Here is a 20355-nt window from a genome sequence, read left to right as displayed (position 1 = left end):
TCACCACAGTATGGATTCGCGTCGAATAGTCGTCACGGGCATGGGCCTGGTTTCACCCTTGGGCAGCGATCTTGAAGTCGTATGGCAGCGTTTGCTGGCAGGGCGTTCTGGTTTGCGTAACTTGCCTGAGGCAACGGTCGCTGATTTACCCACGCGAGTCGGCGGCGCGGTGCCGACGCTGGAAGAGGACGCTGAAGCAGGTTTCGATCCGGATCGCGCTACGCCACCGAAGGAGCAGAAGAAGATGGACCGCTTCATTCTGTTCGCCATGGAGGCTGCCCGTCAGGCGCTGGAACAGGCTGACTGGCATCCTTCAGAAAGCAAAAGCCAGGAGCGTAGCGCAACGATCATCGGTTCCGGTGTCGGTGGTTTCGGCGCGATTGCCGACGCCGTGCGCACCACCGACAGTCGCGGTCCTCGGCGTTTGTCACCGTTTACCATTCCGTCGTTTCTGGTCAATCTCGCGGCAGGTCACGTGTCCATTCAACACGGCCTCAAGGGGCCTTTGGGTGCGCCGGTGACGGCGTGCGCTGCGGGTGTTCAAGCGATTGGCGATGCGGCGCGCTTGATCCGCGCCGGCGAAGCGGATATTGCCGTGTGTGGCGGTGCGGAAGCCTGCATCGACCGCGTCAGTCTGGCCGGTTTCGCGGCAGCGCGGGCACTGTCGAGCGGTTACAACGACACCCCGCAGCGCGCCTCGCGGCCGTTCGACAGCGGGCGCGACGGTTTCGTGATGGGCGAGGGCGCCGGGCTTTTGGTGATCGAATCCCTCGAGCATGCGTTGGCGCGTGGCGCGACGCCGCTGGCGGAGCTGGTCGGCTATGGCACCAGCGCCGACGCCTATCACCTGACGGCCGGGCCTGAAGATGGCAGTGGGGCTCGGCGGGCGATGACGCTGGCACTGGCGCAGGCGGGTATCGAGCCGGATCAGGTGCAGCATCTCAATGCGCATGCGACCTCGACGCCAGTGGGCGATCTGGGTGAGTTGGCCGCGATCAAAGCGTTGTTCGGCACGCAGAATAAAATCGCCGTGACGTCGACCAAGTCAGCCACCGGTCATTTGCTCGGCGCTGCCGGCGGGCTTGAAGCGATCTTCACGCTGCTGGCAATTCGTGATCAGGTGGTACCGCCGACGCTGAATTTCGACAATCCCGATCCGGCGAGCGCAGGGGTGGACATCGTCCATGGCCAGGCGCGGCCGATGTCGATCGAATATGCACTGTCCAATGGTTTCGGGTTTGGCGGGGTCAATGCCAGCGTGCTGTTCAAGCGCTGGCAGGCTTAGTCGCGGTTCTTGAGGTGATCGCGGGTGACATCGAGGATGCGTTGCGCAAACCCGGCATCCGCGACACTGCGCGACAGCAGCAGTGCACCGACCAGGGTCGACATGATGACGATGGCGCGGTCAGCGCTGTTTTCGCCTTCGAGGCTGTTTTCGATCTGCTCCAGCCGTGCGTTGAGGACCACGTCACTGGTGGGACTCGGCTGGCCACGCAGGCCCAGCTCCGAAGAAATGGTCAGCAACGGGCAGCCTTCATGGGGCGACGTTTGATGCCATTCGGACAGGTACGTCTCGATAAAGGCATCAAGCGGGTTGTCCTTGGAAAAAATCTCGGCACATAACCCGTCGACCTGGTTGCCGGCCTCTTGCAAGGCCTTCTCGACCAACTCGTCCTTGGATTTGAAATGTGAATAGAAACCGCCATGGGTCAAACCCAGCGCCTTCATCAGGGGCTGCAGACCTGTAGCGCCGATTCCGTCCTTGCGAAAGCGTGCCGAAGCCTCCTTGATGATGCGCTGATGGGTCTGGGCTTTATGGTCATGCGAATAACGCATCTGGAACTCTCCGCAACAATGTCCCCATCTTAACCAAGGAAAATTAGATGGTGACTGTACTTCTACTTCTTAAAAGCGTGCGGATAGGTCCAATGGCTATAAAAAGCACAAACCCCGCCGATCTGGCGGGGTTGTGTTCAGCGGTCTTGGGCGTCTTTGGCGTCCGCTTCGGCATTGCGTTGGGCAACGCGCTTGCGTTCTTCATCGGTCAGATCGACCTTGTTGGCGGTGTCGCGCAACATCATCAATCCCCCTACGATCGAGCCGATTGCAACGACCAGAATCAACCAGGCATACCAAGGCATAACGGCTCTCCTTAATGGCAGGTCGACGGACGAGGAGTTCGCCGTGCAACGCTGCATACCACTTTTGAGCGAAGTGAACTCGCAGTGGTTCCATTCTAGGCCGCTTGTACCCGGTACACCCGAAATCCCTCAATTGCCCGTCAGCATTGCATCGGCCGGTGCGTCGGCACGCAGTTGTCCGGTCAGCAGGAAGTAGCCGAAACCGACCGCCATGAAGCCAAGGAAGATCAAGCCGATCAACGCGTTGAACCAGGCCATCGCCACCAGACAAACCACCGCCAGCACCAATGCAATCATTGGAATCAACGGATAGCACGGCGCGCGGAAAGTGCGTTCCAGATTCGGTTCCGATTTACGCAGTTTGAACAGGCTGAGCATGCTCATGATGTACATCACGATCGCGCCGAACACGGCCATGGTGATCATCGCGGCGGTCAGGGTCATGCCGCCGAGATTGATCAAGCCGTCGCTGTAAATCGCCGCGATGCCGATGATGCCGCCGACAATGATTGCGCGGTGCGGGGTCTGGAAACGCGAGAGTTTCGCCAGCGAAGCTGGGAGATACCCGGCGCGGGCGAGGGCGAAGAACTGCCGCGAGTAGCCGAGGATGATCCCGTGGAAACTGGCGACCAGACCGAACAGACCGATCCATACCAGCATGTGCAGCCAGCCAGAGTTGTCGCCGACCACGGTTTTCATCGCCTGCGGCAATGGGTCATTGATGTTGGCCAAGGTGCGCCAGTCACCGACACCGCCGGCAAAGAACATCACACCCATCGCCAGCAGCACCAGAGTCAGAATGCCGCTGATGTAAGCCTTGGGGATCGTGCGTTTCGGGTCCTTGGCTTCTTCGGCGGCCATGGCGGCGCCTTCGATGGCGAGGAAGAACCAGATCGCAAACGGAATGGCCGCGAACATCCCGGCAATCGCTGGCGCACCAAATACATCCGACCCCGCCCAGCCATTGAGCGCGAAGTTGCTGAAACTGAACGCCGGCGCGACCACCCCCATGAACACCAGCAATTCGGCGACGGCCAGTACGCAGACGATCAATTCGAAAGTCGCCGCAAGCTTCACGCCCAGAATATTCAAACCCATAAAGACGATATAGGCGCCGACCGCTGCGTGTTTCGGATCGAGTGCCGGAAACTGCACATTCAGGTAAGCGCCGATGGCCAGGGCAATGGCCGGTGGCGCGAAGACAAACTCGATCAGCGTCGCCAGGCCAGCAATCAATCCTCCTTTTTCACCGAAGGCGCGTCGGCTGTAGGCAAACGGCCCGCCCGCATGGGGAATCGCGGTGGTCAGTTCGGTGAAACTGAAGATAAAGCAGGTGTACATGGTCGCGACCATGAACGAGGTCACCAGAAACCCCAGCGTCCCAGCCACGCCCCAGCCATAACTCCAGCCGAAGTATTCCCCGGAAATCACCAGCCCCACGGCGATGCCCCACAGGTGCAAGGTGCCCAGCGTGGGTTTGAGTTGTGTGTTCATGCGTTTGCTCCCTGAACGGTTTGGAAAGCTCAGGGGAGGGCGTTTGCAGTGCGCGTGCCATTGCGCTGAAACAAGTCGTAATGAGTTGAAAGCTGTCGTATCGGGGATGTTCGCCGGGGGATAGCTGCTTTTTGTGCGCCAGTTGGGTGCGATGTTGCTTGTTATGCCGTCTTCGCGAGCAGGCTCGCTCCCACATTTTGAAATGCATTCCCCTGTGGGAGCGAGCTTGCTCGCGAAGGCGCCAGCCCAAACACCACAAAGCTCAGCTGTAACGCCCGCATAAACCCACTCTTTACGCTTTCTTTATGGCCAGCCAATCCCCTCGCTCTCGTTCCTTTACAGCCTCCTTTCCGACAATGCCTGCACACACGGCAATACGCCGTAACACGGAGATCTTCCATGAGCGTTCTGGACGGGGTGTCACTGCTGTTGGCAGTGGGGCTGTTCATTTATCTGTTGGTTGCGCTGTTGCGCGCGGATCGGAACTAGGAGCGGCTATGCACAGTTATGACTATTGGCTGATCCTCGCGTTCTTTGCGTTGGTCTTGCTGCCGGCGCCGTTCCTCGGGCGCTTCTACTACAAAGTAATGGAAGGCCAGCGCACCTGGCTGACGCCGGTTCTCGGCCCGGTCGAGCGCGGTTGCTACCGTATCGCCGGGGTCGATCCGCAGACTGAACAGAGCTGGCAGAAATACACGCTGGCTCTGCTGGCGTTCAACCTTGCCGGTTTTCTGCTGTTGTTTGCGATCCTGTTGTTCCAGGATCACCTGCCGCTGAACCCGCAGAACCTGCCGGGCCAGGAGTGGACGCAAGCGTTCAACACCGCCGTCAGTTTCATGACCAACACCAACTGGCAGTCCTACAGCGGCGAGGCGACCCTCAGCTATCTGAGCCAGATGGTCGGTCTCACCGTACAGAACTTCGTCAGCGCCGCCACCGGCCTGGCCGTGCTGGTTGCGCTGTGCCGTGGCATCGGTCGCAAGTCGACCAAGACTCTCGGCAACTTCTGGGTCGACATGACCCGCGCCACCCTCTACGGCTTGTTGCCACTGTGCCTGTTGCTGGCGTTGTATCTGGTCTGGCAGGGCGTGCCGCAAACCTTCGCGCAGTATGTGAATGCGGTGACGATGCAGGGTGTCGATCAAGTGATCCCGCTCGGCCCGGCCGCCAGCCAAATTGCGATCAAGCAACTGGGCACCAACGGTGGCGGGTTCTTCGGCGTCAACTCGGCGCATCCATTCGAGAACCCGACCGCGTGGAGCAACTTGTTCGAAGTCGCTTCGATCATTCTGATCCCGGTGGCGCTGGTGTTCACCTTCGGCCATTACGTCAAGGACCTGCGTCAGAGCCGCGCGATCATCGCCTGCATGCTGGCGCTGTTCCTGATCGGCGGCGCGACCTCGCTGTGGGCGGAGTATCAACCGAACCCGACGCTGAGCAACGGTGCCGTCGAACAGACCGCACCGCTGGAAGGTAAAGAAGCGCGCTTTGGCACCACCGCCACGGTGCTGTGGTCGGTGACGACGACGGCGGCTTCGAACGGCTCGGTCAACGGCATGCACGATAGCCTCAACCCGCTCAGCGGCATGGTCGCGCTGGTCAACATGATGGTCGGCGAAGTGATCTTCGGCGGCGTCGGTGCCGGGCTCTACGGCATGTTGCTCAACGTGCTGATCGCGGTGTTCCTTGCCGGTTTGATGATCGGACGTACACCGGAATACCTCGGCAAGAAACTCCAGGCGCGCGAAGTGCAATTGCTGGTCGTCACTCTGTTGGTGATGCCGGTTGGCGTGCTGGTGCTCGGTGCGATTGCCGCAGCGGTTCCCAGTGCTGCGGCGACCATCAGCAACCCCGGACCGCACGGTTTCAGTCAGTTGCTTTATGCCTACACCTCGGCAAGCGCCAACAACGGCTCGGCGTTCGGTGGCCTGAGCGCGAACACGCCGTTTCATAACCTGATGCTCGGCCTGGGCATGTTGATCGGCCGCTTCGGTTACATCCTTCCCGTGCTGGCGCTGGCTGGCAGTCTGGCGATGAAGAAAACCGCACCGATCGGCCAGAACAGCTTCCCGACTCATGGCCCGCTGTTCGTGACCCTGTTGACCGTGACCATTTTGCTGGTGGGCGGCCTGACCTTTCTGCCGACTCTGGCGCTCGGCCCAATTGCCGAACATTTAAGTATGGGCTTCTAAGGAATCCATCATGAATATGCACGTTCCTGCAAAACCTGCAGAGCCGACCAAGTCGGCAGAAGCACCGAAAACCGCGATCTCGGCCCTGTGGCGGCCGGCGCTGGTGCAAGCCTTCGTCAAGCTCGACCCTCGGCAACTGAAGCGCTCGCCGGTGATGCTGGTGGTCGAACTGACCGCGATTTTCACCACCGTGCTGTGCTTCATTCCTGACGCGGATGTGCCGACCTTCGTGGCTGCGCAAATCGCTCTGTGGCTGTGGTTCACCGTGCTGTTCGCCAACTTCGCCGAAGCCCTGGCCGAAGGTCGCGGCAAGGCCCGTGCCGACAGCCTCAAGGCTGGCAGCGAAGGCCTCAGCGCCCGGCGCAAACTGGCCAACGGCGGCTTTCAGGTGGTACCGGCAGCGAGTCTGCGCAAGGGCGATGTGGTGCGCGTCGAAGCGGGGGAGATGATCCCCGGCGACGGCGAAGTCATCGAAGGTATCGCGGCAGTCAACGAGGCGGCGATCACCGGTGAATCGGCGCCGGTGATTCGCGAATCCGGCGGCGACCGTTCGGCCGTCACCGGCAACACGCGACTGGTCTCCGACTGGTTGCTGGTGCAGATCACCGCCAACCCGGGCGAGTCGACCCTTGACCGCATGATCGCACTGGTCGAAGGCGCCAAGCGGCAGAAAACCCCGAACGAAGTGGCGCTGGACATTCTGCTGATCGGCCTGACCCTGATCTTCCTGCTGGTCGTCGTGACGCTGCAACCGTTCGCGCATTTCGCCAACGGCAGCCTGCCGCTGGTGTTTCTGGTGGCACTGCTGGTCACGCTGATTCCGACCACCATTGGCGGTCTGTTGTCGGCGATCGGTATCGCCGGGATGGATCGTCTGGTGCGTCTGAATGTGATCGCCAAATCCGGTCGCGCCGTGGAAGCGGCGGGCGACGTGCATGTGTTGCTGCTCGACAAGACTGGCACCATCACTTTCGGTAACCGTCGCTGCAGTGCGGTGTATGCCGCGCCAGGTGTGACGGGGCGCGAGCTGGCTGAGGGCGCGCTGTTCGCCTCGCTGGCCGACGAAACCGCTGAAGGTAAATCCATCGTTGAGTACTTGCGCGGTCTGCATCCGCAGCCTGAGCCGGCGCTGGAAACCCTGACCGCTGTGCCGTTCAGCGCTGAAACCCGTTTGTCCGGCGTCGACTATCAGGGCCGTGTCTACCGCAAAGGCGCGGTGGATTCGCTGCTGAGTTTTCTCGGCCAGAAACGCTCGGACCTGGCCCCGGCGCTGTCGCGGGAAATCGACAAGATCGCGCAGAGCGGCGGTACGCCATTGCTGGTCTGTGCCGACGGCAAATTGCTCGGCGCGATTCACCTCAAGGACGTGGTCAAACCGGGCATTCGCGAACGTTTCGCCGAACTGCGCAAACTCGGCATTCGTACTGTGATGGTCACTGGCGACAACCCGCTGACCGCTGCTGCCATCGCCGCTGAAGCGGGTGTCGATGATGTCCTCGCCGAGGCTACGCCGGAGAAAAAACTCGCGCGTATTCGTCACGAGCAGAACGACGGTCGTCTGGTCGCAATGTGCGGCGACGGCGCCAACGATGCCCCGGCGCTGGCCCAGGCTGACGTTGGCATGGCGATGAACGACGGCACGCAAGCAGCACGCGAAGCGGCGAACATGGTCGACCTCGACAGCGACCCGACCAAGCTGTTGGACGTTGTGCAGATCGGCAAGGAATTGCTGGTGACCCGTGGTGCGCTGACGACTTTTTCCATTGCCAACGACGTGGCCAAGTACTTCGCGATTCTGCCGGCGCTGTTTGCCTCGATTTATCCGCAACTGGGCGTCCTCAACATCATGCAACTGACCAGTCCGCAGAGTGCGATTCTCTCGGCCATCGTCTTCAACGCCTTGATCATCGTTGTGCTGATTCCGCTGGCGCTGCGCGGTGTGCGCGTGCAAGCAGCGAGTGCGGCGGCGTTGTTGCGGCGCAATTTGTTGATCTACGGACTGGGTGGGATTCTGGTGCCGTTTGTGGGGATCAAGGCGATCGACATGTTGCTCACGGCGCTGCATCTGGTGTGAGGCTGACATCGCAGCCCCTCACCCTAGCCCTCTCCCGGAGGGAGAGGGGACTGACCGAGGTGTTTACGAGAGGTGCATCGACCTGAGATATCGAGCCGAACTCAGATCTTGAAAAGCATACAAATCGGCTCCCTTTCCCCCTCGCCCCTTTGGGGGAGAGGGCTGGGGTGAGGGGGAAAAGATCTCTCTGACGCCCCACCAAAGTTGGCCCAACGAATTCGAGGATTATGAAATGTCCACAATGATACGTCCCGCCCTCAGCCTGCTGGTGCTGATGACCCTGGTCACCGGCGTCGCCTATCCACTGGTGGTGACCGGTGTCGCGCAAGTCGCGTTCCCCGCTCAGGCCAACGGCAGCCTGGTGCACGATGCCGACGGCAAAGTCCGTGGCTCGTCGCTGATCGCTCAGGATTTCGTCGGCGATGCGTGGTTCCATCCACGGCCATCCGCCGGTGCGTTTGCGACGGTTTCCAGCAGCGCCAGCAACCTCGCGCCGAGTAATCCGGCACTCGCCACGCGGGTGATCGATGACGCCAACAAGTTGCAGGTTCCGGGGCAAGGTCCGGTGCCATTGGCCTTGCTGACCACCTCCGGCAGCGGCCTCGATCCACACTTGCCACCGGCAGCAATTGCCTATCAACTGGCGCGTGTCGCAGCGGCGCGAAATCTGCCGGTATCGACTGTAAAGCAATTGCTCGATGCGCACATCGAACAGCCGCTGGTGGGGCCGCCGGTGGTGAATGTGCTGGCGCTGAACATGGCATTGGAAAAATTGTAGATCGGCGGCGCGGCCATTCGCGAGCAGGCTCGCTCCCACAGGGATATGCGTTCCAAATGTGGGAGCGAGCCTGCTCGCGAAGAGGGCCGAAAGAACACCGCATAACTATCAGCAAGAGAGAACATCAAGCATGAGCGACTCCGGCCGCGCCGACGCGCTGTTAGCAGACCTGCCCCGTGACGGCCGTGGCCGCCTGAAGGTTTTCCTCGGCGCCGCCCCCGGTGTCGGCAAAACCTACGCCATGCTCCAGGCCGCCCACACGCAGCTTCGCCAAGGCGTGAAAGTCCTCGCCGGCGTGGTCGAAACCCACGGTCGCGCCGAAACCGAAGCGCTGCTCGGTGGCTTGCCGCAGCAAGCGCTGGTGCGCTCGGAATACCGTGGCGTGATGCTTGAAGAAATGGACCTCGACGGCATTCTCACGGCCAAACCGAAGCTTGTGCTTGTCGATGAACTGGCCCACAGCAACGCGCCCGGCAGCCGCCACGCGAAACGCTGGCAAGACATTCAGGAACTGCTCGCCGCCGGTATCGATGTGTTCACCACGGTCAACGTCCAGCACCTCGAAAGTCTCAATGACCAAGTGCGCGGCATCACCGGTGTGCAGGTCCGCGAAACCCTGCCGGACTGGGTGTTGCAAGAAGCCTATGAACTGCTGCTGATCGACCTGCCGCCGCGTGAATTGCTTGAGCGTCTGCGCGAAGGCAAGGTCTACGTCCCGGAGCAGGCGCGCGCGGCCATCGATGCGTTTTTCACCCAGACCAACCTCACTGCATTGCGCGAACTGGCGATGCAAACCGCCGCCGCGCAGGTCGATAACGATCTCGCCCAGGGCTATCGCCAACTCGGTCAGGCCGCGCCGGCGGTGCGTGGCCGATTGCTGGTCGGCGTTGATGGCGATGCGCAGTCCGAACGCCTGGTTCGGCATGCCAGTCGTGTCGCTCAGCGCCGGCATCTGCCGTGGAGTCTGGTGCACGTCGATAACGGCGCGGTGCGCGACGAGCAATCACGTCTGCGTCTGCAAAGTGCTCAGCAACTGGCGGAGCGCCTCGGTGGTGAAGTGGTTTTATTGCGCGCCGGTGAAGTGGCGAAAACCTTGGTCCAGCATGCTGCCGAGCGCCGTGCGAGTCTGGTGCTGGTCGGCCAGTCCCGGCCGAGTTGGCGGCGTCGACTGTTCGGTGGTGGCTTGGCCGCGCGTCTGTTGCGTCAGGCCCATGGCCTGGAAATCAACGTCCTCGACAATGATCATGAACGCCCGCAATCGCGGCCGCGCAACCCGCTGACACTGGTGTGGTTCGACTATGCGCTGGCGCTGGTCGCCACGGTGTTGGCCAGTGCTCTGGCGTGGGCAGTGTCGAGTGTGTTGCCGCTGCCGAATATCTCGCTGGTGTTTCTCGCGGCGGTGTTGCTGGTGGCCGTGCGCAGCAGTCTCGGCCCGGCGCTGGCCTGTGCGGCGCTGTCGTTTCTGACCTATGACTTTCTGTTCATTCCGCCGAATTTCTCTTTCAGCATTCAGCGCGAAGAAGACGTGCTGACCCTGCTGTTTTTCCTGTTGATGGCGGCACTCACCGGCAACCTCGCGGCGCGTCAGCGTCGGCAATTGCAGGCGTTGCGCGACACCCAGCAAGAGACCAGCGAGCTGCTCGACCTGTCACGCAAACTCACCGCCGCCACCGACCGCCAGGCCGTGGTCAGCGCCGCCGCGCAACACCTCAATGGCTGGAGCGATCTGCAACTGTGCCTGCTCAATCGCGACGGCCAGGGCGGCTGGAAAGTCGAGACCGGCGGGCCGTTGCAATTCAGCGAGTCCGAGCGCGCCGCGGCCGATTGGGCCTGGCAACACGATCAACCGGCGGGCATGGGCACCGGCACGTTGCCGTTCGGGCGTTGGTGGTGGTGGCCGCTGTCAGTCGAAGACGGGCCGCTGGCGCTGCTCGGTGTCTGCGCCAAAGAAGGCCAGACCTTGAGTGGCCAGCGTCGCCGCTTGCTCACCGCATTGAGTCAGCCGCTCGCCCAAGCGCTGGCCCGCGCGCAACTGGCTGACGATCTCGAAGCCGCGCGTCTGCATGGCGAAACCGAACAACTGCGCAGTGCGTTGCTGGCCTCGGTGTCCCACGACTTGCGTACGCCGCTGACCGCGATGCGCGGCAGCATCGACAGCCTGTTGGCCCTCGGCGAAGCGATCCCGCTGGAAGACCGTCGCGAACTGCTCGAAGGCACTCGCGATGAAGCCGAACGCCTCGACCGCTACATCCAGAATCTGCTCGACATGACCCGCCTCGGCCATGGCGCGCTGAAGCTGGCGCGGGACTGGGTGTCGCCCGCCGACATCGTCGGCAGTTCGCTCAATCGTCTGCGCGCAGTGCTGGCGCCACTGCAAGTCAGCACCGACGTACCGGCGGAGTTACCGCTGTTGTTCGTGCATGCCGCGCTGATCGAGCAGGCGCTGGTCAACGTGATGGAAAACGCCGCACGGTTCTCGCCGCCTCACGGTCGTCTGGAATTGCGCGCTGGCGCCGATGACCAAGAGATTTTCTTCTCGGTCAGCGACGAGGGGCCAGGGATTCCCGAGGACGAGCGGGCGAAGATTTTCGACATGTTCTACACCGCTGCCCGGGGTGATCGCGGCGGTCAGGGCACCGGCCTCGGGCTGGCAATCTGTCAGGGCATGGTCGGCGCGCACGGCGGTCGCATCAGCGTCGCCGACGGCATCGACGGACGCGGCACCTGCATCACCTTGCACTTGCCCTTGCAGACGCAACCGGGGATGGACGATGAAGCCTGATGGCGACTGCGCTACTCTCTTGCCACTTCTTTGTGTTGATGTGAATTCATGAGCCAGACCGCGACCATTTTGGTCATCGACGACGAACCGCAGATCCGCAAGTTCCTGCGCATCAGCCTCGCATCTCAAGGCTACAAAGTACTTGAAGCCGGCACCGGTGCCGAAGGGCTGGCGCAGGCGGCGCTGAACAAACCGGACTTGCTGGTGCTCGACCTCGGCTTGCCGGACATGGACGGCCAGCAAGTGCTGCGCGAGTTTCGCGAATGGGCCACGGCGCCGGTACTGGTGCTGTCGGTGCGCGCCAGCGAGGGGCAGAAGGTCGAGGCGCTGGATGGCGGCGCCAATGACTACGTGACCAAGCCGTTCGGTATTCAGGAATTTCTCGCGCGGGTTCGCGCCTTGTTGCGTCAGGCACCGGCGGGGGAGGCCCAGCAAGCCGCATTGAGTTTCGGTCCGTTGACGGTGGATCTGGCCTATCGGCGAGTGTTGCTCGACGGCGTCGAAGTGGCGCTGACCCGTAAGGAATACGCAGTGCTGGCGCAACTGGCGAGGCATCCCGGGCGGGTGATTACCCAGCAGCAATTGCTCAAGGATATCTGGGGGCCGACGCACACCGAGGACAGCCATTATTTGCGGATTGTGGTGGGGCATTTGCGGCAGAAACTGGCGGATGATCCGACGCGGCCGCGGTTTATTGTCACTGAAGCCGGGGTCGGTTATCGGCTGTTGGAATCTGCGGGATAGCTGAAAGATCGCAGCCTTCGGCAGCTCCTACATTGGAATGCGTTCCCCTGTAGGAGCTGCCGAAGGCTGCGATCTTTTGATCTTTATTGCTGCTGCTCACTGTCATACCGATCCAGCGTATCCCGCGCAATCTCGCGTCCCAACGCGATCAACTCCGGCGCCTTGTAGAACTCGAAAAACCTGCACACCCGCTTCGGCACGTTGATCAGGATATCCGGCGGATACCCGGCAATCTTGTACTGCGCCAACGAGGTCTGCATCACCTCGAAACTCTGGTTGATCAAGTCCAGCAGCGACGCCGGCCCGACGTTATCGATGATGAACGATCCGGTCGCTGATTTCGGCGCGCCTTCACGCTCAGGCGCGGCGGCCGGTTGCTGGCTTTCCGGCTCAGCGCCTTCCAGCCATGGGTTGATATCCGCCGCTTCGGCGCGCAGTGCTTCCTGTTCCAGCTTCAACAGCTGCTCAGCCTGTTTGCGGCGGAACGGCATCTTCGACCCCAACGAATTGATCAGGCTGTCGAAGCGTGAGCGGAACGCCGGCGGGCGCTGAATCACCGGCAGTTTGTAATGGCGCTGGTTGGTCGAGTTGAGATTGACCGCAATGATCAGATCACAGTGGCTCGACACCACCGGCACGATCGGCAGCGGGTTGAGAATACCGCCGTCGACCAGCATGCGATTGCCTTGCATCACCGGGGTGAACAGGCTGGGAATCGCCGCCGAGGCGCGCATCGCCTGATGCAGGCAGCCTTCCTGAAACCAGATTTCCTGTTGATTGGTGAGGTCGGCGGCGACGGCGGTGTAGGGGATGCGCAAGTCTTCGATGTTGACCTCGCCGACGATCTTGCGAATCTGCCCGAAGACCTTTTCGCCGCGAATCGCGCCGAGACGAAAACTCACGTCGACCAGCCGCAGCACATCCAGATAGTCGAGACTTTCGATCCAGTTCTTGTATACGTCGAGTTTGCCGGCGGCATAGATCCCGCCGACCACCGCGCCCATCGAACACCCGGCGATGCAGGCGATTTCGTAACCGCGTTTCTCGATCTCTTCGATGACCCCGATATGGGCATAGCCCCGGGCGCCACCGGAGCCCAGTACCAGCGCGACACGTTTTTTCATCCAGAGTCCTCCCGACAAGGTTGCACAATGCACCCATCGCCGGGCTGGCTCAATCGTCGAGGTCGTTGAGTGCGCCGGTGACGTCGTTTTTTCGATACTGCATGACTCTTCGGCGCTATCCTTCTCAGTTGCTCGGTTTCACCCGCCGGCAAGGCACTTTTTCGCAGCCTTACCGTCTTACCTGCACGACTGTTGACCTATTTTGAGGTGTGAGTGATGAAAGCCTGGATCTGTGTGCCGTTGATGGCTCTGGCATTGGCCGGTTGCGCCGGTAAAACCGCTTACCGCGACAGCTGCGGCAGCCAGCTCGACGCGGCCTGGCATGAGCTCGATCTGGCCAAGGCCGAAGGCTTTGCCGGCACGGTCAGTTATTCCAAAGCCCTGTCGTTGCTGACCGCTGCCAAGACTCAGCAGCAATTCGAGGGCTTTGAAGGTTGCAGCAACAAAGCCGAGAAGGCGCGCTTCTACATTCGCGAATCCCGCGCTGGCCGATAAAAGCAGCGGCAAGATTTCAGCTACAAGCTACAAGTAGTAGGCGCTCACACTTGGAGCTTGCAGCTTGCAGCTTCTAACTGTTTACGGAGTAAACCCATGATTGACCGGTTGGTGGCTCATGTCCTGAGTCTGGAGGTGCGGCTGTTAGCCTGTCAGGCGCGATTGACGGCACGTACCGACCCCGAGGCGCTGCACGATCTGCGCACTACGGTGCGGCGCTTGCGCAGCCTGTTGCGGCCATTGCGTGGCTTGCCCGGTGTCGAGCAACTGGAAGACGCCGCTTCGGCAGTCGGCCAATTGACCACGCCATGGCGCGATCGCGAAGTGTTGGCGGCGTACTTGCTTCAGCATGATCAGCCTGAAGCCGCGCAGCGGCGCATGGCGCAGATGGCAGAGGCCTATCCGGCGCTGGCGGCGAGTGCCGAGGTGGCTTCGCTGCTGATGATTCTCGACGCTTTCCCGCGTTTCCTGCGTGCTTCCCAGCGTCAGGGCTTGCTCAAGGGCTTGGCCAAACGCATCGAAAAACGCCTTGGCAAGCAATGGCAGAAACTTGACGAGGCGCTGCACGATCCCGCTCACGACCGTCATCGCTTGCGCTTGCTGATCAAACGCGTGCGCTACGGCATCGAAGCCTATCCCGAACTCGACCGCTTGCCCGAGGCGGCGCTGGCGCGGTTGAAGTCGGCCCAAGGCGCGTTGGGCGACTGGCACGATTGCTGGCAGTGGCTGGCGAAGGCTGAGCTTGAGACGGATCTGCAGCCCTGTGTCGCCACTTGGCAGGCGACCATGATCAAAGCCGAAACCAAGGCTGATCGAGTACTGGAAAAACTCAGTTCAGCCTGCTTCAAATAATCCTGAATCACCACCAATCCCCTGTAGGAGTGAGCCTGCTCGCGATAGCGGTCAGACATTCAACAAATGTGTTGGCTGTCAGACCGCTATCGCGAGCAGGCTCACTCCTACAAGGGATCTTCAATGTGGCGGATATAGGTTTAAGGCCTTTCTGTCAGTCTCTTTGACCGGTATAGACGCTGCGACGCTGTGCAGGTCTGGTTAAGATCGCTGCATTCCTTTCTCGTTTTCTGAGGTTGCCATGCGCTTTAGCGATCTGCTCGATGCGGTCCGCCGCCAACCGGAACTGACCATTCCTGCCGAATGGGGCCAGGGCCGTGCCAGTTTCGGTGGCCTGGTTGCCGCGCTGCAATACGAGGCCATGCGCGCGAAAGTCCCGGCGGATCGCCCGGTGCGTTCGCTGGCGATCACCTTTGTCGGCCCTGTCGAACCTGAAGTCCCGGTGAGTTTCGAAGTGGATGTGTTGCGTGAAGGCAAAGCCGTCAGCCAGGTCATGGGCCGGGCGATGCAGAATGGCCAGGTGGTGACAATCGTCCAAGGCAGTTTTGGCGCTTCGCGGCCATCGGAGGTGGCAGTCGAGGCGTATCCGGCGCCGTCAATGAAACACTGGGACGAATGCCAGGAGTTGCCTTATATCAAAGGCGTGACCCCGGAATTCATGCGTCATCTGGCAATGCGCTGGAGTGTCGGTGGGATGCCGTTCACCGGCACGCAATCGCGGCTGATGGGCGGCTGGGTGCGCTTGCGTGGGGATGTCAAAGAAGAACCGGTCAACGAGGCGCATCTGCTGGCCCTGGTGGACGCGTGGCCGCCCGCGCTGTTGCCATATCTGAAGAAGCCGGCACCGGGTAGCACGCTGACCTGGACCATCGAATTCGTTCAGCCGCTACACGATTTGAGCACGCTGGACTGGTGCCAATACTTGGCCGACATCGAGTACGCCGCTGACGGCTACGGCCATGTCGCCGCCAAGCTGTGGAGCGCGCAAGGGGAGTTGATTGCGATGAGTCGCCAGACCGTCACGATCTTCGCCTGAATCAGTGCCGACGGTGGCGCTCACGCCAGGCGCGCCACCAGCCGCCACTGAGAAAGAAGCGCGGAAAGGTCAGAAACTGCTCGACCAATAAGCGCGACACAGCATCTTTACGATCACTGAACGGCTCGGAGGCTTGCGCCTCAAGGCTGTGGCCATGGCGCTGCAAACCCAGCGCCGCAACGATACCGATCACGCCGATGGCGACGCTGGCCAGACTCAGGCTGAACACCCCGGAGACAATCAGCAGAAACGCGACGATGAACAGCGGCACGGCGATCAGGTGCAACACCAGATTGGTCGGGTGCTGATGATTGCCCGGGTACGCGCGCCATTGCCACGCGGGAAGGTTGGGGTGACGTTTGCCCATGTTTTCTACTCCTCGATCCATGTTGAACTCATGGTTGAAGAATAGGCCCGGGCGTGGAGGGCGGCGAATCAAGGTTGGCTATTGGCATCATAGTAATGATGGACAAAAAAGATCGCAGCCTTCGGCAGCTCCTACATTGAAATGCGTACACCTGTAGGAGCTGCCGAAGGCTGCGATCTTTTGATCTTCAGAGCTTCAACTGACCGATCGCCTTGCTCAACTCCCCAGCCAACGTCGCCAGCTCATTACTGGTCGTCGCCGAATCCACCGTCTGCTGCACGGTGTTCTCGGTCACATCACGAATACTCACCACCGCCCGGTTCATCTCTTCGGCGACCTGGCTTTGCTGCTCCGCCGCCACGGCAATCTGCGTATTGCTTTCACGCATCTGCGCCACCGCCCCGGTGATTTCCGCCAGCGCCGCGCCAGCCTCCTGCGCCTGCTGCACGCAATCGTCGGCCTTGTACGAACTCTCCTGCATGAAATCCACCGCGTCGCGGGTGCCAGCCTGCAACGCCGAAACCATCGTGGTGATCTCGTCGGTCGAGGTCTGCACGCGTTTGGCCAGATTGCGCACCTCATCGGCGACCACGGCAAACCCCCGGCCCATTTCACCGGCGCGAGCCGCTTCGATGGCGGCGTTCAAGGCGAGCAAGTTGGTCTGCTCGGCAATGCTGTGAATCACGCTGACCACGCCGTTGATCTTCTGACTGTCCTCGGCCAGCCGTTGAATCATCTCGGCCGTCTGCTGCACGCCGCTGGACAGCCCGGCAATCGAGTGCTGCACCCGCGCGACCACTTGCTGACCACTGCCGGCGAGGCCATCGGCGGTCTGCGATAAGTCGCGGGTGGCGCCGGCGTGCTGGGCGATGTGATAGACCGTGGCGGTCATTTCGTTGATCGCGGTGGCGGCCTGATCGGTTTCGCTCTGTTGACCGAGCATGCCGTGGCGCACTTCGTTCATGCTCGACGCCAGCCGCGCCGCGCCGACATCCAGTTGCCGTGCGGTGTTGGCGACGGTCGTTACAACGCGCTGGTAACCGGCCTGCATCGCGTTGAACGCATTGGCCATCTGCCCGACTTCATCTTTGCCGGCCAGTGGCACGCGGGCCGATAGATCGCCGCTTTTTTCAACGTGCAGCATCACGTCTTTCAAGGTGTTGAGCTGGCTGAGCAGGAAACGGATCAGCAGTTGCGAGGCACACAGCATGGCGAACATCAGAATGAACACCGCCACCGCATAGTTGGCGAAACGTTCGCTGAACACTTGGCTCAGGCTCGGACCATAGGCAATCACCGCGACCTGCTGACCATCGGCGCGGCCAAACACCTCAGCACCCATCAACGGATTGTCGCCGAACAGCGGCAGGTGATTGATCTCGTTCCAGCCGTTGCTGTCAGTGATTTCCAGCAAGGGTTGATCATTCAGGCGCGGTGCTTCGCCGCGTTTGAAGGTCAACACCTGATTGGCTTTGGGCAATGGCTGACCGACCGGCCAGGCTTTGAGCAGTTGTGCCTGGGCTTGCGCCGAGGCCTGTGATGCGTGACTGCGCGCCTGTTGTTCCAGTTGCACGGCGTACAGCACCAACAGCAGGGTGGTGACGAAGGCGACCGCGTTGACCGCCCAGAATTTGTATTTCAGCGAGATATTGCTAAGCCAGGCACCCATGGAGGTCTTCTCTGATAGCGGAAACAGTTTTGGCAAGGTGCCATTATTGTGCCGCTATGCAGGTCTGCGGATCTTGATACACATCAAAAGAACACATTGCTCCCACAAGGAAATTGGGGGTGTGTCAGGAGAGGGTGGGGAGGTTGTAGAACGCCCGGGCACACGCGGTGGTATGCGCCGCCAGATCTTCCTCGGTTTCGCCACGATGCAACGCCACTTCACGCAGCACTTCAGTCAGATACGCCGGCTCATTGCGGCCGTTCTTCGGCTTCGGTCGAAGAGTGCGCGGCAGCAAATAAGGTGCATCGCTTTCCAGCATCAAGCGTCCGCGCTTGATCTCTTTGACCAGTGGATGCAAATGCGTGCCACGGCGCTCATCGCAGATCCAGCCAGTAATGCCGATGTGCAGGTCCAGATCAAGGTAGCTGAATAACGCCTTTTGCTCGCCGGTAAAGCAGTGCACCACGGCGGCGGGCAGTTGATCACGGAAATCCTTGAGGATTTCCAAAAGGCGCGGGCTGGCATCACGTTCATGCAGGAACACCGGCAATTGCAGTTCAACGGCCAGGGCCAGATGTTCTTCGAGGACTTTTTCCTGCTGTGGGCGCGGCGAGAAATCACGGTTGAAATCCAGCCCGCATTCACCCACGGCGACGACGCTTTTCTCTTGCAGCAGGCTGCGCAAACGACGCGCACTGTCAGCGTTCCAGTCACTGGCCGAATGCGGGTGAATACCGGCGGTGGCGAACAGCCGCTGGCCACTGTCATCGAGTTGCTGGCACAGCTCCAGGGCTTGCTCGCTGCCCTCGACGCTGGTGCCGGTCAGCACCAGTTGGCAGACCCCGGCGGCATAGGCGCGATCAAGCACGGCCTGGTGTTTGTCGGCGAAACTTGGGTTGGTCAGGTTGACGCCGATATCGATGAGTTGCATGGTTGCTACCTCGGACCGAAGGCCGGAAAGCATACCAGAGCTGTAGATTCATAAGAAAAGCCAAGAACTACAACGAGTTATAGCTGTCTCTTGATGCCGCGACGCAGCCCGGTTTGGCAGAGGTGCCATTACTGTGCCAGTCTCTCGCACTTTGCCAGCGCTCCAGGCGCTCTGTTTTCGTCGGTGATTTCGACTTCGTAGAGATGAAATCGCCCCGTATTCTTTTCGGAGAGTGGATGGTTCGTCCCTCGGTTTTGCTGCTGTTGTGTGGATCGTTGCTGCTGCCGATGACGGCGGTTGCGCGCCTGCCCGGGCCGCTGCAAGCCGTGCCGGCGGCCAAGGTGCGAGACTTGTCCGAGATTCGCAGCAGTCGCGTGTTGCGCGTACTGGTCAATCAGAGCCGCAACAGCTCCGGCGAAGTTCAGGGTCAGGCCATCGGCGTCGAATACCATCGTCTGCGCGCCTTCGAGCAATACCTCAACGGCCATGCCCGCGACGGCCAGCAACTTACCCTCAAAATCATTCCCAAAGCCAAGGATCAACTGCTCGGCGCCTTGCAGCGTGGCGAAGGTGATCTGGTCGCACCGGGTGAATTGCTCGATCTGCAACCTGGTTATGCCGTGGCCAGCAGCGAACCGATCGCCAGCAACATACCGCTGGTGCTGGTCGGGATCAAAGGTGAGCGGCGCTACACCAAAGTCGAGCAGCTCTCCGGCAAAACCCTGGCGTTGCCGACCGGCAGTGCGGCGGGGGAGGCGGTCAGTCAGCTCAATCAGAAACTGGCGTTGCACAAACTGGCGCCGATCAAGATCGAATGGGTCGATCCGACCCTGGCGGTCGAGGATGTGCTGGAGATGGTTCAGGGCGGGATTTTTCACCTGACCATCGTTGAGCAGCCGATTGCCGAACGCTGGGGCAAGATCCTGCCGAAGCTGCGCTTTGACCGGCAACTGATGATCAGCGAGCCGGGCGAGGAATACTGGTTTGTACGCCGCGATGCTGCGATGTTGCGCGCGAGCATTGATCGCTTCCTCGGTGGTTACAAGAAACCGTCCAACGAAGATGCCGCGTTTCTGCGCATCTATCGGCGTCTCTATCAAGTCCACTATCCATTGGCCAAGGCTGATCGCCAGCGTCTGGAAAAACTGCGCCCGACCCTGCAGAAGCATGCCCAGGCGCAGAACATGGATTGGCTGAATCTGGCCGCACTGGCGTTCAAGGAATCACGCCTGCAACCCAACGCGCGCAGCGGCAGTGGCCCGACCGGGCTGATGCAGATCACGCCGTCCGCCGCCCAGCGTGTCGGCGTGAGCAATATTCAGAATCTCGATGCAAACGTGCAGGCCGGAGCCAAGTACCTGGCGATGATTCGCCGCAAGTTCTTCAACAGCCCCAAGCTCAATGAACGCGAGCGCATGGCCTTCACGCTGGCGGCCTACAACATTGGCCCCGAACGCGTGCAGGGCATGCGCGCCGAGGCCCGGCGGCGTGGGCTGAATCCCAACCAGTGGTTCTTCCAGGTCGAGCGTATTGCCATGGAGCAGGTAGGAATGGGGCCTGTCAGCTATGTTAATAGCGTGAACAAGTATTACTTGGCGTTCGACCGCGAGCGGGAGTCGTTGGAGCCCGGGGCGCAAAAAGTCGTCTCACGGAAATGATCTAATAAATTGATTGTT

18 protein-coding genes are annotated in these 20355 nt (G+C 60.9%); 11 read left to right on the top strand and 7 right to left on the bottom strand.

The window, feature by feature from the left end:
• Window positions 1–10: 10 nt before the first annotated feature.
• On the top strand, window positions 11–1285 hold the full coding sequence (gene fabF / locus U6037_RS20565) for a beta-ketoacyl-ACP synthase II (RefSeq protein ID WP_322844344.1): 1275 nt from the start codon (window positions 11–13) through the stop codon (window positions 1283–1285).
• Here the strand turns inward: fabF and U6037_RS20560 are convergent.
• From U6037_RS20560 to eat, 3 genes are all read right to left on the bottom strand, one after another.
• Window positions 1282–1836, bottom strand: coding sequence for a TetR/AcrR family transcriptional regulator (locus U6037_RS20560; protein ID WP_322844343.1), 555 nt, complete (start codon window positions 1834–1836; stop codon window positions 1282–1284). The genes fabF and U6037_RS20560 overlap by 4 nt on opposite strands.
• A 137-nt stretch (window positions 1837–1973) precedes the next feature.
• A complete protein-coding gene (locus tag U6037_RS20555; protein ID WP_095120497.1) occupies window positions 1974–2141 on the bottom strand; it encodes a DUF2897 family protein in 168 nt (55 codons plus the stop codon).
• Window positions 2142–2270: 129 nt separating this feature from the next.
• The gene (gene eat, locus U6037_RS20550; RefSeq protein WP_322844342.1) at window positions 2271–3635 is read right to left on the bottom strand and encodes an ethanolamine permease; all 1365 of its coding nucleotides are present in this window, start codon (window positions 3633–3635) and stop codon (window positions 2271–2273) included.
• A gap of 399 nt (window positions 3636–4034) precedes the next feature.
• Here eat and kdpF point away from each other — a divergent pair, with 399 nt between their 5' ends.
• The 6 genes from kdpF to U6037_RS20520 all read left to right on the top strand — a co-directional run bounded on the left by kdpF (window position 4035) and on the right by U6037_RS20520 (window position 12205).
• The gene (gene kdpF, locus U6037_RS20545; RefSeq protein WP_007899818.1) at window positions 4035–4124 is read left to right on the top strand and encodes a K(+)-transporting ATPase subunit F; all 90 of its coding nucleotides are present in this window, start codon (window positions 4035–4037) and stop codon (window positions 4122–4124) included.
• A gap of 8 nt (window positions 4125–4132) precedes the next feature.
• Window positions 4133–5827: a potassium-transporting ATPase subunit KdpA gene (gene kdpA / locus U6037_RS20540; RefSeq protein ID WP_322844341.1), complete on the top strand. Its 1695-nt coding sequence runs from the start codon at window positions 4133–4135 to the stop codon at window positions 5825–5827.
• Between the two features lie 10 nt (window positions 5828–5837).
• A complete protein-coding gene (gene kdpB / locus U6037_RS20535) occupies window positions 5838–7901 on the top strand; it encodes a potassium-transporting ATPase subunit KdpB (RefSeq protein WP_322844340.1) in 2064 nt (687 codons plus the stop codon).
• A 232-nt stretch (window positions 7902–8133) separates the two neighbouring features.
• Window positions 8134–8679 (top strand): potassium-transporting ATPase subunit KdpC, encoded by a 546-nt coding sequence (gene kdpC, locus U6037_RS20530; protein WP_322844339.1) that lies wholly within the window; start codon window positions 8134–8136, stop codon window positions 8677–8679.
• A gap of 130 nt (window positions 8680–8809) precedes the next feature.
• Window positions 8810–11461, top strand: a complete 2652-nt coding sequence (locus tag U6037_RS20525) for a sensor histidine kinase KdpD (protein ID WP_322844338.1) — start codon at window positions 8810–8812, stop codon at window positions 11459–11461.
• 48 nt (window positions 11462–11509) lie between these two features.
• On the top strand, window positions 11510–12205 hold the full coding sequence (locus tag U6037_RS20520) for a response regulator (protein WP_322844337.1): 696 nt from the start codon (window positions 11510–11512) through the stop codon (window positions 12203–12205).
• A gap of 83 nt (window positions 12206–12288) precedes the next feature.
• Here the strand turns inward: U6037_RS20520 and U6037_RS20515 are convergent, their stop codons facing one another.
• Window positions 12289–13329 (bottom strand): patatin-like phospholipase family protein, encoded by a 1041-nt coding sequence (locus U6037_RS20515; protein ID WP_322844336.1) that lies wholly within the window; start codon window positions 13327–13329, stop codon window positions 12289–12291.
• 216 nt (window positions 13330–13545) lie between these two features.
• On the opposite strand from U6037_RS20515, the gene U6037_RS20510 reads away from it, so the two are divergent.
• From U6037_RS20510 to U6037_RS20500, 3 genes are all read left to right on the top strand, one after another.
• Complete coding sequence (locus U6037_RS20510; RefSeq protein ID WP_064120270.1) at window positions 13546–13824, top strand: hypothetical protein; 279 nt, start codon at window positions 13546–13548, stop codon at window positions 13822–13824.
• Between the two features lie 96 nt (window positions 13825–13920).
• Window positions 13921–14676: a CHAD domain-containing protein gene (locus tag U6037_RS20505; RefSeq protein WP_322844335.1), complete on the top strand. Its 756-nt coding sequence runs from the start codon at window positions 13921–13923 to the stop codon at window positions 14674–14676.
• Between the two features lie 241 nt (window positions 14677–14917).
• A complete protein-coding gene (locus U6037_RS20500; protein WP_322844334.1) occupies window positions 14918–15712 on the top strand; it encodes an acyl-CoA thioesterase in 795 nt (264 codons plus the stop codon).
• 1 nt (window position 15713) lies between these two features.
• Here U6037_RS20500 and U6037_RS20495 read toward each other — a convergent pair whose 3' ends face one another.
• The 3 genes from U6037_RS20495 to U6037_RS20485 form a co-directional block, all read right to left on the bottom strand.
• A complete protein-coding gene (locus tag U6037_RS20495; protein ID WP_007908547.1) occupies window positions 15714–16079 on the bottom strand; it encodes an Mpo1-like protein in 366 nt (121 codons plus the stop codon).
• Between the two features lie 187 nt (window positions 16080–16266).
• Entirely contained in the window at window positions 16267–17748 is a 1482-nt protein-coding gene (locus tag U6037_RS20490; RefSeq protein ID WP_322844333.1) for a methyl-accepting chemotaxis protein, read from the bottom strand.
• A gap of 124 nt (window positions 17749–17872) precedes the next feature.
• Window positions 17873–18679: a TatD family hydrolase gene (locus U6037_RS20485; RefSeq protein ID WP_322844332.1), complete on the bottom strand. Its 807-nt coding sequence runs from the start codon at window positions 18677–18679 to the stop codon at window positions 17873–17875.
• 236 nt (window positions 18680–18915) lie between these two features.
• Between U6037_RS20485 and U6037_RS20480 the strand changes: the two genes are divergently transcribed.
• Window positions 18916–20337, top strand: coding sequence for a transglycosylase SLT domain-containing protein (locus tag U6037_RS20480; RefSeq protein WP_102900372.1), 1422 nt, complete (start codon window positions 18916–18918; stop codon window positions 20335–20337).
• Window positions 20338–20355: the final 18 nt, after the last annotated feature.

It is taken from the genome of Pseudomonas sp. B33.4 (genome assembly GCF_034555375.1).
Lineage (GTDB): Bacteria > Pseudomonadota > Gammaproteobacteria > Pseudomonadales > Pseudomonadaceae > Aquipseudomonas.
Note: the sequence above shows the minus strand (reverse complement) of the source record. Positions and strands in the feature narration are given on the sequence as shown.